Genomic DNA, 17425 nt, shown 5'->3' on the forward strand with positions numbered 1-17425 from the left:
TTAAAATGATAATTTTTGATTTATAAAATTTTTTGAGATGTATATTTTTAGTTAGTTTTTTGAGATTATGTCATAATTATTGTCAAAATGACTATTTTGAAGAAAAAAAATCAAGCTCTTTTGTAATTGTGTTAAATGTTGATTTTTAGGCAATTATGTTTATTTGGGCAAAAAAAGTAAGCAGTATTTTTTGCAATGTTCTTGCAGGGTAAATTTTAATTCGTATCATTGTAGTATAGAATAGTATAATAACCAAAAATAAAATTAATGAAACCACATTGTTTATTAATAAAAAAGCTGTTTTTGTCTGGTATAATAATGCTTTTTTTTAGTCCATTTATGCAGGCTCAAAAAAGCATAAAAATGACTTTTGGAAAAAATGGCAGCATTACTTATGATGCTAAAAACAAAACAATAGCAGTAAGCCAATCTGGTAAAAATATTTTTTCTGGAGCAAAAGCTTCGGTTGTTGTTAATGGTAAAACAATTTCTATTAGTGATTATCCTGAAGCCGTTTTATCAAAAGAAGCTTTTACAGATAATTTAGGAAAAGGAACAAAGTACATTCTAACTTATAAGGATAAAAACAATCCAACTTTAATTCAAAATTTCTTTACCTATAATAATCAATCTTATTTTATAACTCAAATTGAAATTTTAGGAAACGAGAAGCAAATAGCGACCAATTATATTGCGCCATTAGATTTAGGGAAAATTACTTTTGATAAAGTAGAAAACTTGCAAACTGTTTTTGTTCCTTATGATAATGATGCTTGGGCGAGTTATAATTCTAAAAAATTAGATACAATTTCAAATAATACAAGTGCAGAGGTTGGAATAGTATTTAATAACACTTCTAGAAATGGTTTTATAGTAGGTTCTTTAGAACATACCGTTTGGAAAAGTGCTGTAAAATCAATCAACAAAAATAAAGAGCCTTTATTCTCGGCTTGGGCAGGTTTTTCTGAAAAAGAAATAACGCGAGACAGCATTGCGCACGGTTTGGTAAGAGGAAACAAAGTATTGTCGCCAAAATTCTTTGTTGGATATTATTCCGATTGGAGAAACGGAATGGAAGAATATGCTAAAACCAATCGTATTGTAGAAAAACCATATGTTTTTGAATGGGATAAGCCAACTCCAGTGGGATGGAACAGCTGGGGCGTTTTGATGGAAAAAATCAATTACGAGAATACGACCAAAGTTGCTGATTTTTTTGCGAATCAAATTCCGCAGTTTCGAGTAGGAAATACAGCTTATATCGATCTTGATTCATTTTGGGATAATATGGTAAAAGGCGGTTTTACAGGAGATTTCAGCAAACTAAAAGAATTTGCAGATTACTGTAAAAATAAAGGATTAGAACCGGGAGCCTATTGGGCGCCTTTTACAGATTGGGGCTGGAAAGACGGACCAAACCGTAAAGCAGAAGGAAGCGATTATACTTTTGGCGAAATGTGGACAAAAACTGGAAATACGTATTTTGATTTTGATGGCGCACGCGCAATTGATCCAACACATCCTGGTACGCTAAAACGTGTTGATTATGTAATTAATAAACTAAAAGCGTGCGGCTTCAAAATGATCAAAATCGACTTTCTAGGACATGCAGCGGCTGAATCTTCTTCTTTTTATGATAAAAATGTCACAACAGGAATGCAGGCTTACAAAGTAGGAATGGAGCATTTGGTAAATGCACTAGACGGACAAATGCTTATTTATGCCGCAATTTCTCCAAATATGGCAACCTCTCGTTATGCTCATATAAGACGTATTGCATGCGATGCTTGGAAAACTATCGAGCAGACTCAATATACTCTGAATAGCGTGAATTACGGCTGGTGGCAAACCTATTCGTATGATTATATTGATGCCGATCATGTTGTTTTTGCTGATGTTACAGAGGGAGAAAACCGTGCAAGATTAATTTCTGCAATAATCACAGGAACATTAATCACAGGAGACGATTACAGTAAGGAAGGAATTTGGAGCAAACGCGCCAAAGAGTGGCTTCAGAATAAAGAGTTGCTTAAGATAGTGGCTCATGGCGTGGCTTTTCGACCAGTAGAAGGAAATACAGGAAAACATACAACTGAAGTTTTTCAGCAGAAAATAGAAAACGATTGGTATATCGCTGTTTTCAATTATGGAAACGAAGCAAAAAGCTATGCTTTACCATTGGAGAGATTAGATATTCAAAAAGGAAGTTATCAAATCGAAGATCTTTTTACTTCTCAAAAGAGCGAAATAAAAGACAATACTTTAAATGTAAATCTTGGTTCAAAAGATGCTCATTTGTATAAAATTATAAAACGATAATAGATTCAGCATGAAAAAATATCTTTTAAATAATATTCTGTTAGCTGTAATAGGACTGATTTCGGTTGCAGCAAATGCTACAGTAAAGTTGCCTTCTTTTTTTACTGATAATATGGTTTTGCAGCAAAAAAGCACCGTTCCGTTTTGGGGAGAAAGCAATCAGCAATCAGTATCAGTTACAAGTTCTTGGGATAAAAAAACATATAAAGCTACCGTTGTAAATGGTAAGTGGAATGTAGTTTTAAAAACGCCTGCTTACGGCGGACCTTATACTATTGCAATAAATGACGGAGAAGTAAAAACGCTTCAAAATATTCTAATTGGAGAAGTGTGGTTGTGTTCTGGACAAAGCAACATGGAAATGCCGCTTGAAGGCTGGGGAAAAATAGAGAATTATAAAGAAGAAATTGCAAACGCCAATTATCCCGAGATTCGATTATTACAAGCAGAACATATAGAAAGCACTTTGCCATTAAATATACTAAAAGTGCAACACAATGGATGGAATGTCTGCGATTCTAAAACTATAGCAGATTTTAGTGCAACAGCTTATTTTTTTGCTAGGAAAATTTATAAAGAAAAAAAGATTCCGATCGGATTAATCCATTCTTCTTGGGGAGGAACATTGATAGAAGCTTGGACAAGTTCTGGAGCGTTAAGCACCATTCATGATTTTGATGCTCAGATAGAAGCGATGAAATCTGAATCAAGCAGAGAAACTTTAGAGAAAAAATACAATGCTGATTTAGCGGTTTGGGAAAAACATCTAGCTAATGCTGACAAAGGATATCAGAACGAAAAAGCAATCTGGGCTTCAGTTGGTTTTGACGATGCTTCATGGAAAACAATGAAGGTTCCTTCTTTTTTTGACAGCAACGGATTAGGAAATTTTGACGGTATAGTTTGGTTCAGAAAAAAGGTTGGCATCTCAGATAACAGTAAAGATTTTACTCTAAGCTATTTTGCCGATGATGATGATATGATTTGGGTAAATGGAAATTATATTGGAGAAACAAAAGGATATAACGTAGAGCGTCATTATACCATTCCATCAAAATATTTGAAAAAAGGAGAAAACGTAATTACCATTAGAGTATATGACGGAGCAGGAAATGGAGGTATTTATGGAGAAGAAAATATCGCTTTAAAATCAGATAAAGAAATTATTTCCTTAGCTGGAGATTGGAAATACAATATAGGTGCAGACAGTAAAGATTTGCCTGCACGACCTTATCTGGCTCAGGGGCAAAATAGGCCAAGTGCAATATACAATGCCATGATTGCTCCTTTGGCAGATTACAAAATAAAAGGAGTAATCTGGTATCAGGGAGAAAGCAATGCAGAAAGAGCTTTTCAATATCAAAAATTATTTCCGCTGCTTATAAACGACTGGCGAACTCAGTTTAAAGATAAAAATCTTCCGTTTTTCTTTGTTCAGTTAGCCAATTACAAACAGCAGAAACAAGAACCTGGAGATTCGGATTGGGCAGAATTAAGAGAGGCACAATTCATGGCCTTAAAACTGCAAAACACAGGAATGGCCGTAACCACTGATATTGGAAATGGAGAAGATATTCACCCAAAAAACAAACAAGATGTAGGAGGTCGTCTCGCTAATATTGCTTTAGCAAAAGTGTATAATACCAAAATCGATTATTCGGGACCGCTTTATAAATCTTTTAAAATTGAAAACAATACAATTGTTTTAGATTTTGATTTTAACACTGAAATTAAAGCTAAAGAAGGTATGCTGAAAGGATTTTCTATTGCGGGAGCAGATCAGAAATTTTATTGGGCAGAAGCAAAAATAGTAAACGGAAAAGTGATCGTATATGCGCAGAACGTTCCAAATCCTGCAGCGGTTCGATACAACTGGGCAGATAATCCAGACGGAAATCTGACAAATGCATCGGGTCTTCCTGCATCATCATTTAGAACAGATAATTGGAAAGGAATTACACAAGAAAAGAAGTAAAAAATAATACATAATAAAATGAAAAAACAAAGTATCAATTTAAGGCAGTCTTTTGCGATAGCATTTTTTATTCTCACGAGTTATTGCAGTTCAATAACAGCACAAGAAATTATAGCTGTAAAAACAAAATCAAATGCATTGGTTTTACAGGTAAATAAAGGCAAAGAAGTAAGTACTATTTATTTAGGAGAAAAATTGGCAAACGATTCAGATTATGCCAAAATACAAAGTCAGTTTCGTCAAGGAACCGATTATTCAGGTATTTATAATGCCGCTTATACTGCTTCTGGATCTAAAAATTTATTAGAGCCAGCTATTACCGTAACTCATGCTGACGGAAACACTTCGTTAGATTTGTTATATGTAAGCCATAAAACCAATACGGTTAGTACAGGAGTTTCTCAAACCGAAATCACTTTAAAAGATCCAGTATATCCTGTTGAGGTTCATTTGTTTATTCAGGCGTATTACGATACTGATGTTATTGAGCAATGGACAACCATTCAGCATAACGAAAAAGGAAGTATTACTTTAAACAAATACGCTTCGGCTAACTTATATTTAAAAGGATACAACAATTTCTATTTAAACCAATATCATGGTGAATGGGCCAAAGAAATGCAATCTGAGGAAGCTAAAATTACTCACGGAATTAAAACTTTGGATACTAAATTAGGCTCACGTACCAATTTATTCCAACCATCTGTATTTATGGTCTCTTTAGATAAACCAGCTTCAGAAGACGAAGGAAAAGTTTTATTTGCAGGTTTGGAATGGTCAGGAAACTTTAGAACTGATTTAGAACTAGATCCGTTGAATAACCTTCGAGTAATCTCTGGAATTAATAACGCAGCGGCTGCTTACAAACTGGCTAAAAGCGAAGTTTTTACAACACCTAAATTCTGGTACACTTTATCATCTAAAGGAAAAGGACACGCAAGCCGTAATCTGCATGATTGGTCAAGAAACTATAAAATCTTAGACGGAAAAGGAGATCGTTTGACATTGTTGAACAACTGGGAAGCAACCTATTTTAATTTTGATGAAGATAAACTGAAAGTCTTAATTGCTGACAGTAAAAAATTGGGCGTAGATATGTTCTTGTTAGATGACGGATGGTTTGGAAACACTTATCCGCGTAGCAATGACGATGCGGCTTTAGGAGATTGGGAAGTTAACAAAAAGAAATTGCCAAACGGAATTGGAACTTTAGTTAAAACAGCCAAAGACAATCAGGTAAAATTCGGAATCTGGATTGAGCCAGAAATGGTAAGTCCAGCAAGTGATTTATACAAAAAACACCCAGAATGGATTGTAAAACAGCCAGGAAGAGCAGAACATTATTTCCGTAATCAGTTGGTTTTAGATTTGTCTAATCCAAAAGTTCAAGATTTTGTTTATGGAGTTGTAGACAATCTTTTTACTGAAAATCCAGAATTGGCTTATATTAAATGGGATTGTAATGCAGTAATTTACAATGCATATTCTAGTTATTTAAAAGATAAACAAAACAACTTTTATACAGATTATGTAAACGGACTTTATAAAGTATTGGAGCGTATTCGTGTAAAATATCCAACAGTACCAATGATGCTTTGTTCTGGTGGTGGAGGAAGAGTAGATTACGGAGCTTTGAAATATTTTACAGAATTCTGGCCAAGTGACAACACAGATCCTTTAGAGCGTGTGTACATGCAGTATGAGTACTCTTATTTTTATCCTGCCTTGACCATCGCGGCACACGTTACAGACTGGGGAAAACAGCCTTTAAAATACCGTACAGATGTTGCGATGATGGGAAGATTAGGTTTTGATATTGTGGTGAAAGAATTAAACGATAAAGACTTAACTTTTACTCAACAGGCGATCAAAAATTATCATGCTTTAAGCAATACAATTTGGCATGGTGATCAATATCGTTTACAAGACCCGTACGGAAATGATGCTGCGTCTGTAATGTTTGTCAATAAAAATGGAAATGAAGGAGTGGTTTTCAGCTATTCTGTTAATTCAAGATATGAAGCAGGAACACATCTTCCAATAAAATTAAAAGGATTGCAAGCAAATCAAAATTATAAAATAGAAGAAATCAACGTATATCCAGATAAAAAACCAGTAGTAGAAACAGCAGTTTATTCTGGCGATTTCTTAATGCAGGTGGGAATCAATCCAAATGTTACGCCATCAAACAGCAGCGTGGTTTTAAAAATTACTAAAGCTTAACTAAATTATAAACATTAGTATATATTTGTAATACTATATTTTCTAAATAAATACCTATTAAAACGTTTTATGAAGCAAATTATTCAGCAGATCAAAAATCTTGAATCTATTAATTCCTTATCTAAACATGAGCAATTGGTTCAGGGGATAATTAATGCCATTGATGAAAAGGTAGTCACAAAAGGCGATTTGCTTCCGTCTGTAAACACTTTTATAAGCGAACTGGGTTTTGCAAGAGAAACCATTGCAAAAGCTTATAAAGAACTTGTTCACAGAGGAATAATCGAATCTAAAAATAGATTGGGTTACTTTGTTGCCACTAATGATGTAAAGCAGGAGTTGAAAGTTGCATTATTGATCTTTGCATTTGATATTTTTCAGGAAACGTTTTATGAGAATTTTAGAAAAGGGCTTGGAAAGAATGTGCAATTGGATATTTTTTTCCATCACAATAATTTTAGCACTTTCGAAAACATTGTTCAGAATATAAAAGGAAAATACGGAATGTTTGTTATTGCTCCGATTCCTAGCAAAAAAACGCCTGATGTCTTAAAACAACTTCCAACAAACAGAGTGTTATTGGTAGACCGTTTTATAGAAACAGATGAAGATTATAATTATGTTGCACAAGAGTTTGGAGATTCGTCTTACAATGCTTTTGTGCAGCTTAAAGATAAAATTAAAAAATACGACGAATTGGTTTTCTTCTTTAAACCGTCGTCTGCAGAACCTAATGAAATTTTAAATTCCTTCAAAAGATTCATGAAAGATTATGATATCAAAGGAGTTATAAAAGAGGAGTATACGGCTGGTTCTCTAGAAAAAGGAAAAGTGTACTTTACCATTCATAATCTCGAACTTTGGGAAATGTTGAAAGACTCAAAAATCAAAGGTTTGAAAATTGGTAAAGACATTGGGTTTATCTCACACAATGATGATATTGTAAAAGAGATCATTTTTGATGGAGTCACGACATTTTCTACTGATTTCGCAGAAATGGGAAAAAAAGCAGCCGATTTTGTTTTAAACAGAAAAAAAACTCAGGAAATCATTCCAACAATTCTTATAGATAGAAATTCGTTGTAATTTATGAACGTTTCATCCATTGTTAGTTTTTTACTAATAACAGGTTTAGTTGCCGTAATTTCAGCATTAAAAACTCGAAAAAAAAAGGTTCAGACAACAGATGGACTTTTTTTTGCCGATCGTAACAATAATTTTTTTATCGTTGGAGGAGCCTTACTATTGAGCAATATCAGTGCCAATCAGTTTATAGGCGAAAACGAATCTATTTACAATAATAATATGAGCGTGATAGCATGGGGCGTAAGTTCTGTGCTAGCCATGCTTTTGGTTGCTGAGTTCTTCCTGCCAATTTATTTCCGTACTGGAGCCATGACCATTCCAGATTATCTAGGAAAACGTTACGATCATTCTACTAAAAGACTAGTTTCGATAATATTTCTCTCCAGTTATGTGGTCAATTTGCTTCCTGCTGTTTTATATGGAGGCGCAGTTGCCTTAACCGGAATGTTTAATTTTTTACAACCTTTAGGATTAACCTATTGGCAGAACATTTGGTTTATGGTTTGGGTAATCGGACTTACAGGCTGTGCTTATTCTGTTTTAGGAGGTTTGCGCGCTATATCAATTAGTGACACGGTTTTAAGTATCGGATTGCTGACAATTGGAATTGCTTTTCCGTATTTTGGATTCAAATATTTAGGGAACGGAGATTGGTTTAAAGGTCTCCATATTCTGCTTTCAGAACACAAAGAACATTTAAATTCTATTGGCGGATCTCAAGATGAGATTCCGCTTAATACCATTTTTACAGGAATGTTTATCATGAATCTGTACTATTGGGGAATGGAACAATTTATTGTGCAGCAGGCGCTTTCGGCCAAAAGTTTATCGCATAGTCAGAAAGGTATGGGATTGGCTTGTTTAGGAAAGTTGCTTTGCCCTTTCATTATTAATATTCCTGGTTTAGTTGGAGTTCATCTTTACGATAAATTAGAAAATACAGCAGAAGTTTTTCCGCTAGTAATAAAAGATACATTGCCAGGAGTAATGATTGGTTTAACTGCCGCTGTAGTTTTGGGTGCTGCAATTAGTACTTTTAATGCGGGACTTAATAGCAGTAGTACATTATTTGTGCTTAACCTCTATAAACCGTGGTTGGAGAAAAGAAACAAAGAAGTAACAGAAAGGCATCTGGTTTACACTGGACGCAAGTTTGAGATTATTGTCTCGGCTCTAGCAATGTTTTCAGCTCCATTTATCATTTTTAGCAAGGCAGGTTTTTATACCTATTTGCAACAATTAGGAGGCATGTTTTGTGTGCCAATTTTTACTATTATTCTAGTAGGTTTTGTATTTAAAAAAGTACCGCCTCAAGCAGCAAAAATTGGAATGATATTTTTTATTCTTAGCTATATTATTTTTAATTACCTTCTAGATATTCAACTGCATTATCTGCATATGTTAGCCTTGCTATTTGTGCTTACTTCTGTATGTATGTTGGTGGTTTCTAAATTTTATCCTAGTTACAGTTATGCTGAAATTAAACTGGAATCGGTTGAATTAACTCCCTGGAAGAATCGATATTGGTATTTCGCCCTTTTATTGATTGGTATGCTGAGTATCTTTATATTATTTTCAAAATGGGGAGTCGCATAGTTCTAAGAATCAGAGAAGTTAAGATTTAAAACTTTTTGATAGAGATGCACTATAGTGCATCTTTTTTGTTTCACTTAAGAAGTAAAATCTTGTTTTTTTTTGAAAATTAAGTTTGCTAGACTAGGAATTAAATTCATACGATTTTCCTTGTTTTAAGCATAATACTTCTAATGTTTTGTCTGATATTTCTTTAAAACGATTCGCTATCTATTCTGTTTTTCGTTTTTATTCCTGTGTATTTGTATTAAAGACGAAATAAATCACTGAAAAAAATAGCAAATTCTTAAACATAAATTTGGATGTAATAAAAATATTTGTATGTTTGTAATGTTGTAGTATAGTATAGTATAAGTCAATTCGTTTTCTCATATTCTAGATGCTCAATAAACAAATAAAAAAACTAACTCTCTAATTTATTAACTAAAAAAACCAAATTATTATGAGAATTGCAATAAGATACTTATGCTTCTTAGTAGTTATGCTTTCTGCCGGTACAGTTTATTCCCAAACCATAACCGGTAAAGTTACAGATAATGAAAACTTACCTTTGCCTGGAGCAACCATTATGGTAAAAGGTACTAAGATTTCTACAGCTACAGACATTGATGGTAGTTACAAATTAACAAACGTAAAATCTGGCTCCACACTAGAATTTAGTTTCATCGGATTTGATTCAAAGACTGCAACAGCAAGTAAATCTGAAATTAATATTTCTTTGACTCCAAGTACACAAGAACTGACTGAAGTAGTAATCGTGGGAGCCAAAATGAAAAAAGGAGATTTAACAGGAGCTGTAAGCAGTGTTTCTGGCGACAAGCTTCGAGAGGTTCCTACGCCAAATGTAGTGCAGGCACTTCAAGGGCGTAGTTCTGGTGTATATGTGCAACAAAGTGCTGTTCCTGGTCAAGCAGGTTCAATTAGAATTAGGGGGAATAATTCTCTAAACTTTGGAGGTAACCCAATATTTGTAATTGATGGTTTGATTACCGATAGCAATTTTGAAAACATTAACCCTGACGATATTGCGAGTATGGAAATTCTTAAAGATGCTTCTGCTACCGCATTATATGGTTCAAGAGCGGCTAATGGAGTAATCGTAATTACAACCAAAAAAGGTTCAAGAACAGGAGAAGCAAAAATACAGTATGATAGCTGGACAGGTGTATCTGAATTTGCAAGAACTATCCCTTTGATGAATGGCCAACAGTTATTTGATCTAAGAGTTGATGCTTATGCAAATCGCTATATGGATGAACATCCAGGGGCTGATCGTGCTGCTTATATCAATCAAATTAAATCAGATGGTTCTACAGTATTTGCGCCTTATGAATTGGAATCTTATAGAACTGGTAAAAGTTACAATTGGTTAGACCAAGTAACGCGTTCAGGCTTTCAAACTAACCATAATTTAAGCTTTAGCGGAGGAGGAGAGAAAGGAACTTATTTTGTAAGCTTTAATTATGTTGACCAAGAGGGACTTCTTAAAAACTCTGATTTTAAAAGATATAACGGAAAAATTAACCTTACGCAAGATTTAAAATCATGGTTGCAGTTCGGTACCAATACTACTTTTTCAAGAAGTGAAACTAACTATCAAGAAGGAAGCGCTTTTGGAGTGGCATTGGGAGCAAATCCATTATTGCCTATAGATCCTAAGGCTACTTATCTTAGATATGGTGAAGTATTTGACCAAAATCTTTATAATCCGATAAAAAGTCTTGATATCATAAATTCAAGTACACGTAATAGACTTACAAGCAGTAATTTTTTAAGCCTAAAACCAGTAAAAGGACTTGATATCAGAACTACTCTTTCTATAGACGTTACAGATCAGGCAAATTTTGATTATGTGCCAAGTTATACAGGACAGTCGCTTAGAAACTCTATGAACGGAGAAGCGCATCATTACAGATATTCACAATTTAATTACCAATGGGATAATACCGCAACTTATAGCAGAGTCTTTGCTGAAAAGCATGATGTAAGTTTAATGGGAGGATTCTCTGTGATGAGCAACTCAGATAATTCAACAGATGTTAGAGCTCGCGGATTTGTTAGTGATGATTTGACCTATATGGCTTTATCTGGTGCTTATCAAAAAGATAATGCGCAGTTGGGTTCAAAATTTACAAATTATTCAAACCAATCGTATTTCGCTAGATTGAACTATACTTTTGATGGAAAGTATAATATTACAGGTACAATAAGAAGAGATGGTTCTTCTAAATTCGGTCCTAACAACAAATGGGGAACCTTTCCTTCAGTAGCAGGAAGTTGGGATATTGCTAAAGAAAATTTCCTTCAAGGATTTGAAAAATTAAGCCAGCTTAAGTTTCGTGTAGGATATGGTATGGTTGGTAATCAGAATGTGGATCCTTACAGATATTTTGCCTTGTATAATGCACAAGTGAGCAACAATTCTGGGACTTATGTGTCTGACAACTATATTGATAATTTTGATTTAAGATGGGAAAAACAAAAACAATTTAATATTGGGTTAGATGCTGGTTTCTTCCAAAACAGACTGACTGCAAGTGCTAACTATTTCCATATAAATAATGACGACCTTTTAATGATTCGCAATATGCCAGTTTCATCTGGATATAAATACAAGCTGGATAATATTGGTGCTACTACTAATCAGGGTTTCGAATTAGAGCTTAGCGGCGACATTATTAAAAACAAAGATTTAAGATGGAATGTTTCTGCTAACATATCATCAGCAAAAAATAAGGTTACAAAACTTTATGGAGATGCTACAGAGATATACAATTTAGGTGGTTATAGCAACAATGAGATCCAACGTACAGGAAACTTTTTCTTAGGCCAATCAGTAAACACAGTTTATGTATTTCAATATGATGGTATAGCACAACAAGGAGAAGACCTTAGCAAAGTAAATTACGGAAGCCGAACTGTTCAGCCTGGAGATATTAAAATTAAAGATCGTAATGGAGACGGTGTAATAAACGATCAGGACAGATATGTGGTTGGTGATTTAAATCCTGATTATTATGGTGGTTTTTCTACAGATGTTAATTACAAAGGTTTTGGATTAAATGCCGTATTTGCTTATTCAATAGGAGGTAAGAGACCAAGCGGAACTTACGAAAGTTACATGAACTCAGGAGGAATGAGTGCAGCACACACAGATCTTTTGGATCGTTGGACTCCTACTAATACCAATACAGATGTGCCAAGAGCTTATTATGGAGGAGGAAGATATACTTTAGGCGAAACAGATAAGGCAATTCAAGACGCTTCATTCTTAAGATTAAATGCACTTACATTATCGTATACATTAAAAGATAAAGTTGCAGAAAGTGTTTTTCTTAGAAACGCAAGATTTTATCTAACAGGATCTAATTTATTTATCATTACTAAGTATAAAGGCTATGATCCTGAAGGAGGAGATTCTTATCCAATGTCTAGAATGATAGTTATGGGATTAAATGTAACTCTTTAATCAAATTAATTTTAAAAATTATTTTTATGAAAGCAAAAATTATAGCCTTTATGGCTCTAGCTATATTATCAGGATCCTGCTCTTCAGATTTTTTGGATGAAGACCCTAAAAGTTCACTTACTGCGGCCCAAGCTTATGGCAGTTTAGGAAAAATAGAACCTGTTCTATTAGGAGCTATAACGAATTGGAGAAATATGCAAAAAGACCGTGCTGGTCTTTATACTTCTCTTGGTACAGACGAAGCGCAACAAGGAGCTTTGCAGGTAACTGGAGATGCAAACCAAGCAGGACTTGATTTGTACAATGGTTTTTTAAGCCAGGAGAATCAGGCAATTGGGCAATTATGGAATGACAGATGGCCAGTAATTGAAGTAGCGGCACAATCTATTAGAGCATTAGGAATCAATACTGAAGAAGATAGTGCAAAACGTGACCTTTTAATGGGGGAAGCTAGTTTTTTAAGAGCTACATTAATGTTTGAGCTTACACAATATTGGGGAGAAATACCAATTAACGATAAAGCAAAATCGGCAGAATTTGGCTTAAAACGTCAGCCTCTACCTTTGGTGTATTCTTATATAGTTGCCGATTTGGAAAGAGCAGTTGAAAAACTTCCTGCAACACAGAGCAATCCTGCATTTCCTGCAAAAGGAGTGGCTCAAGCACTATTAGGGAAAGTATATCTATATGCTCCACAAGCGTCAGGATACCGTGATTATGCCAAAGCAAAACAATGGTTTGAAGAAGTTATTAAATCTGGAAAATACAGTTTGTTGCCTAATTATGCAGATGTTTTTAGCCCAGATCATGCTAACTCTCCAGAATCTTTATACGAATGGCAGTATACTAATAACTGGCCAGATAACAACCAAATACAATGGCAGACAGGCTCAAGAGTTTTGGCTAACATGGATCAGTACGCTTATTTTGGTGGTTATGACTTAATTCTTCCTACTCAATATTGCTATAAAGATAAAACTGATGGAGGAATATGGGAAGCAGGTGATATGCGTAAAGCGGCGAGCATTCGTTATGACTTTACCTATAAAGGAGTTGTGCCAACACTTCCAGCTGGTTTTGGTGGTGATGAGTTGGATCCGCACATTAAAAAATACGAAGATATTCGTGTAGATGGAAAACAATCGTTTTGGAATTCAGGAAAAAACAAACCATATATCAGATACTCTGACGTATTACTTAGCTACGCAGAATGTTTAAATGAATTAGGAAACACAACAGAAGCCGAAGGATATGTAAATCAAGTTCGTACAAGAGCTTTTGGAGGAACATTGCCTGATGCAATGAAGTGGAGTGGACTTTCTCAAACGCAATTTAGAGTTCAAATTTTGGATGAACGTATGCGTGAATTAGCTTTTGAAGGTTGGAGAAGAATGGACCTTATTCGTACAGGAAAATTGGTAGAATTAGTAGGTGCTCGCAACAAATGGGCTAAACAAAACGGTACAATTGCTGAATTTCACAACCGTTATCCTATTCCGATTGGAGAGATCAAGCTTAATGATGAAATTGGTCCAGAGGATCAAAATCCTGGTTATTAATATCTAAAAAAACTTTAAATAGTAATTTTTTATTTTTTGGTCATGTGATTTGGTTAATATCACAGTTTTGATTTGTAATGCCATTTTGGGTATAGGTGTAGTAACAGTAGTGAGCTTTTCTGTTAGAAACTGAGCCCAAAATGGCATTCCTATTTTAATAAATTACAATTTTATAATCATTCAAATAACAATGAAATTCTATACTATTCAGTTTTATCTCTATTTATTTGTTTTAAACGCCTTATCGTTAAATTTTTATGCTCAAAATAGAGTAAGCTTAAATTCTTCTGATATTGCTTGGAAAGTAAAACCCCAAGCAGAAATTGGAAAAGACAGTCTTAAAATATTTACTCCAAACTATTCAGATGCCGATTGGGTAAAAGCAGTTGTTCCGGGAACTGTCTTTAATTCTTATGTAGTAAGCGGATTAGAAAAAGATCCAAATTTCGGCGATAATATTTATCAAGTCGACAAAGCAAAATATGACCGCAGTTTCTGGTATCGAACAGAATTTACGATTCCCGAAAACTTCACTAAAGAAATTATCTGGCTTAATTTTGAAGGAATAAATCGCGAAGGAGAAATTTACCTTAACGGAAAAAAAATCGCAGTTTTAAGCGGTATGATGCAGCGAGGAAAATTTGATATTACAAAATTGGTGCATCGTAAAGCAAAAAACGTTTTAAACATTCTGGTAAGCATTCCTAAACAGCCTTTAAACAATTACGGAAGTCCGACTTATATTTCTAGCGCTGGCTGGGACTGGATGCCATATGTTCCAGGATTAAATTCAGGTATTACAGATGACGTATTCTTAAGCAACACTGATAAAGTAACTATTGCAGATCCTTGGGTTCATACCAGTTTGCCAACAAATGCCCGTGCCGATCTTGAAATAAAAGTAGATCTTAAAAATTCATCAGCACAAAATCAGGAAGGTGTTCTTACCGGAGTTATTATGCCAGGAAATATCACTTTCTCCAAAAAAATAAGTCTTGATGCCGATGGAATTACAAATGTAAAATTAACAAAAGAACAGTTTCCAGAACTTTCCATTCAAAATCCGAAATTATGGTGGCCAAACGGTTACGGAGATCCTAATTTATACACTTGTCAGTTTACGTTTAAAATTGGAAATGTAGTTTCAGATAGCCAGAAAATAACTTTTGGCATCAAAAAATATACTTATGATACAGAAGGTGGCGTGCTCCATATTTCCATTAACGGAAAACGTGTTTTCTTGAAAGGAGGAAACTGGGGAATGAGCGAATACATGCTGAGATGCAGAGGCGAAGAATACGACTTGAAAGTCAAACTTCATAAAGAAATGAATTACAATATCATTCGCAATTGGTTAGGATCAACTACAGACGACGAATTTTATCAAGCCTGCGATAAATACGGTATAATGGTTTGGGATGATTTCTGGCTGAATGCCAATCCAAATTTGCCATTAGATATTCACGTTTTCAACAGTAATGTAATCGAGAAAATAAAACGCGTTAGAAACCATGCAAGTATTGCACTTTGGTGCGGCAATAACGAAGGTCTTCCACAACCTCCATTAAATGGTTGGATTGCCGAAAATATTAAAACATTCGACAACAACGATCGTTATTATCAGCCATGCTCCAATACAGGAAATTTAAGCGGAAGCGGACTTTGGGGAAATAAAGATCCTAGATTCTATTTTACAAAATATCCAGAACCTTATGCAGGAACAGGCGACCGACCAAGCTGGGGTTTAAGATCTGAAATTGGAACAGCCGTTTTTCCTAATATAGAAAGCTTCAAGAAATTTATTCCAGAAAAAGACTGGTGGCCAAGAAACGATATGTGGGACAAGCATTTCTTTGGACAAAAAGCATTTAATGCAACTCCGGATAATTATGATAAAAGCATAAACGAGCGCTATGGAAAACCTAATAATTTGGAAGAATACACAAGAAAAGCCCAATTATTAAACATTGAAACTAACAAAGCCATGTACGAAGGATGGCTAGACCATATGTGGGAAGACGCTTCGGGAATTATGATCTGGATGAGCCAGTCGTCTTATCCAAGTATGGTGTGGCAGACTTACGATTATTATTACGATTTAACGGGGGCCTATTGGGGCGTAAAATCGGCTTGTGAGCCTATGCACATTCAGTGGAGTCCTGTGAATAATTCAGTAAAAGTAATTAATACCACAGGAACCGATTATAAAAATCTAAAGGCAGAAGCTATTGTCTACAATTTAGATGGAAAAGCAGTGACGAAATTCCAACAGAATGCCGTTGTAGATTCTTATTCAAATACAGCAACAGAAAGCTTTGTGATTCCGTTTTACTCGAATCAGAAAGATTTGGCTTTTCAAAAGAATGTTACAGCATCTTCTACAGATGGAGGAAATGTAAAAGACATTGTTGACGGTGATTCTAATACCAGATGGGCAAGTAATTCAACAGACAATGAATGGATTTACGTAGATCTTGAAAACGAATACGTGATCAATCGCGTGACTCTAAATTGGGAAAATGCTTTTGGGAAAGAATATAAAATTCAGATAAGTTCAGATGCAAAAAACTGGACCGATGCAAGTGTAATAAAAGATGGAAAACAAGGACTTCAAAATATAGCATTTGATGAGGTAAAAGGACGTTATGTTCGAATGTTAGGCATAAAACGAGGTTCTGGATGGGGTTATTCTTTATACGATTTTCAGGTTTTTGGAGCAGAAAATAGTACAGATACTTCAGATTTAAGTCCAGTGCATTTTATTCGCTTAAAGCTAAAAGACGCTCAGAACAAGGTAATCAGTGAGAATTTTTATTGGAGAGGAACCAATATGAAAGATTTTACAGCATTGAACAAAATGCCAAAAGCAAACGTAAATGTAACTTCGAAAGTGGTAAAACAAAACGGAAAATATGTGGTAAAAGCAAAAGTTTCCAGTACATCAGGAATTGCTTTTGGAATTCAGATGCAGGTTTTAAATGATAAATCAGGAACTCAGATATTACCCGCAATTGCAAGCGACAGCTATTTCACTTTGTTAAAAGGAGAAAGCAAAGAAGTTATAATAGAATTTGATGAATCAGCTTTAAAAAATGGAGAAAAGCCAGTTGTAAAAGCGATTCCATACAATAAATAAAAGTTCTATTTCTATAAGGTTTCTAAAAACCTTGTAGAAATTTTTTAAAGTTTTTTAATACAAAT

8 protein-coding genes are annotated in these 17425 nt (G+C 34.6%); all 8 read left to right on the forward strand.

What is annotated here, in order from left to right:
* The first annotated feature begins 363 nt into the window (after nt 1-363).
* The 8 genes from AC1Q5Z_RS00355 to AC1Q5Z_RS00390 all read left to right on the forward strand — a co-directional run bounded on the left by AC1Q5Z_RS00355 (nt 364) and on the right by AC1Q5Z_RS00390 (nt 17360).
* Nucleotides 364-2319: an alpha-galactosidase gene (locus AC1Q5Z_RS00355; RefSeq protein WP_343586185.1), complete on the forward strand. Its 1956-nt coding sequence runs from the start codon at nt 364-366 to the stop codon at nt 2317-2319.
* A 10-nt stretch (nt 2320-2329) separates the two neighbouring features.
* Nucleotides 2330-4294: a sialate O-acetylesterase gene (locus tag AC1Q5Z_RS00360; protein WP_343586187.1), complete on the forward strand. Its 1965-nt coding sequence runs from the start codon at nt 2330-2332 to the stop codon at nt 4292-4294.
* A gap of 18 nt (nt 4295-4312) precedes the next feature.
* Entirely contained in the window at nt 4313-6517 is a 2205-nt protein-coding gene (locus tag AC1Q5Z_RS00365) for an alpha-galactosidase (protein ID WP_488754163.1), read from the forward strand.
* 69 nt (nt 6518-6586) lie between these two features.
* The gene (locus tag AC1Q5Z_RS00370; protein ID WP_198856746.1) at nt 6587-7603 is read left to right on the forward strand and encodes a GntR family transcriptional regulator; all 1017 of its coding nucleotides are present in this window, start codon (nt 6587-6589) and stop codon (nt 7601-7603) included.
* 3 nt (nt 7604-7606) lie between these two features.
* A complete protein-coding gene (locus AC1Q5Z_RS00375; protein ID WP_492443280.1) occupies nt 7607-9199 on the forward strand; it encodes a solute:sodium symporter family transporter in 1593 nt (530 codons plus the stop codon).
* A 439-nt stretch (nt 9200-9638) separates the two neighbouring features.
* The gene (locus AC1Q5Z_RS00380; protein WP_492443282.1) at nt 9639-12665 is read left to right on the forward strand and encodes a SusC/RagA family TonB-linked outer membrane protein; all 3027 of its coding nucleotides are present in this window, start codon (nt 9639-9641) and stop codon (nt 12663-12665) included.
* Between the two features lie 26 nt (nt 12666-12691).
* Nucleotides 12692-14224 carry a RagB/SusD family nutrient uptake outer membrane protein gene (locus tag AC1Q5Z_RS00385; RefSeq protein WP_198856749.1) on the forward strand — a complete coding sequence of 511 codons (1533 nt, stop codon included), beginning with the start codon at nt 12692-12694 and terminating at the stop codon, nt 14222-14224.
* Between the two features lie 190 nt (nt 14225-14414).
* Nucleotides 14415-17360, forward strand: a complete 2946-nt coding sequence (locus AC1Q5Z_RS00390; RefSeq protein WP_492443285.1) for a discoidin domain-containing protein — start codon at nt 14415-14417, stop codon at nt 17358-17360.
* The last annotated feature ends 65 nt before the right edge of the window (nt 17361-17425 follow it).

The sequence above is a fragment of the Flavobacterium sp. GW823-FHT06G12 genome, assembly GCF_058794775.1.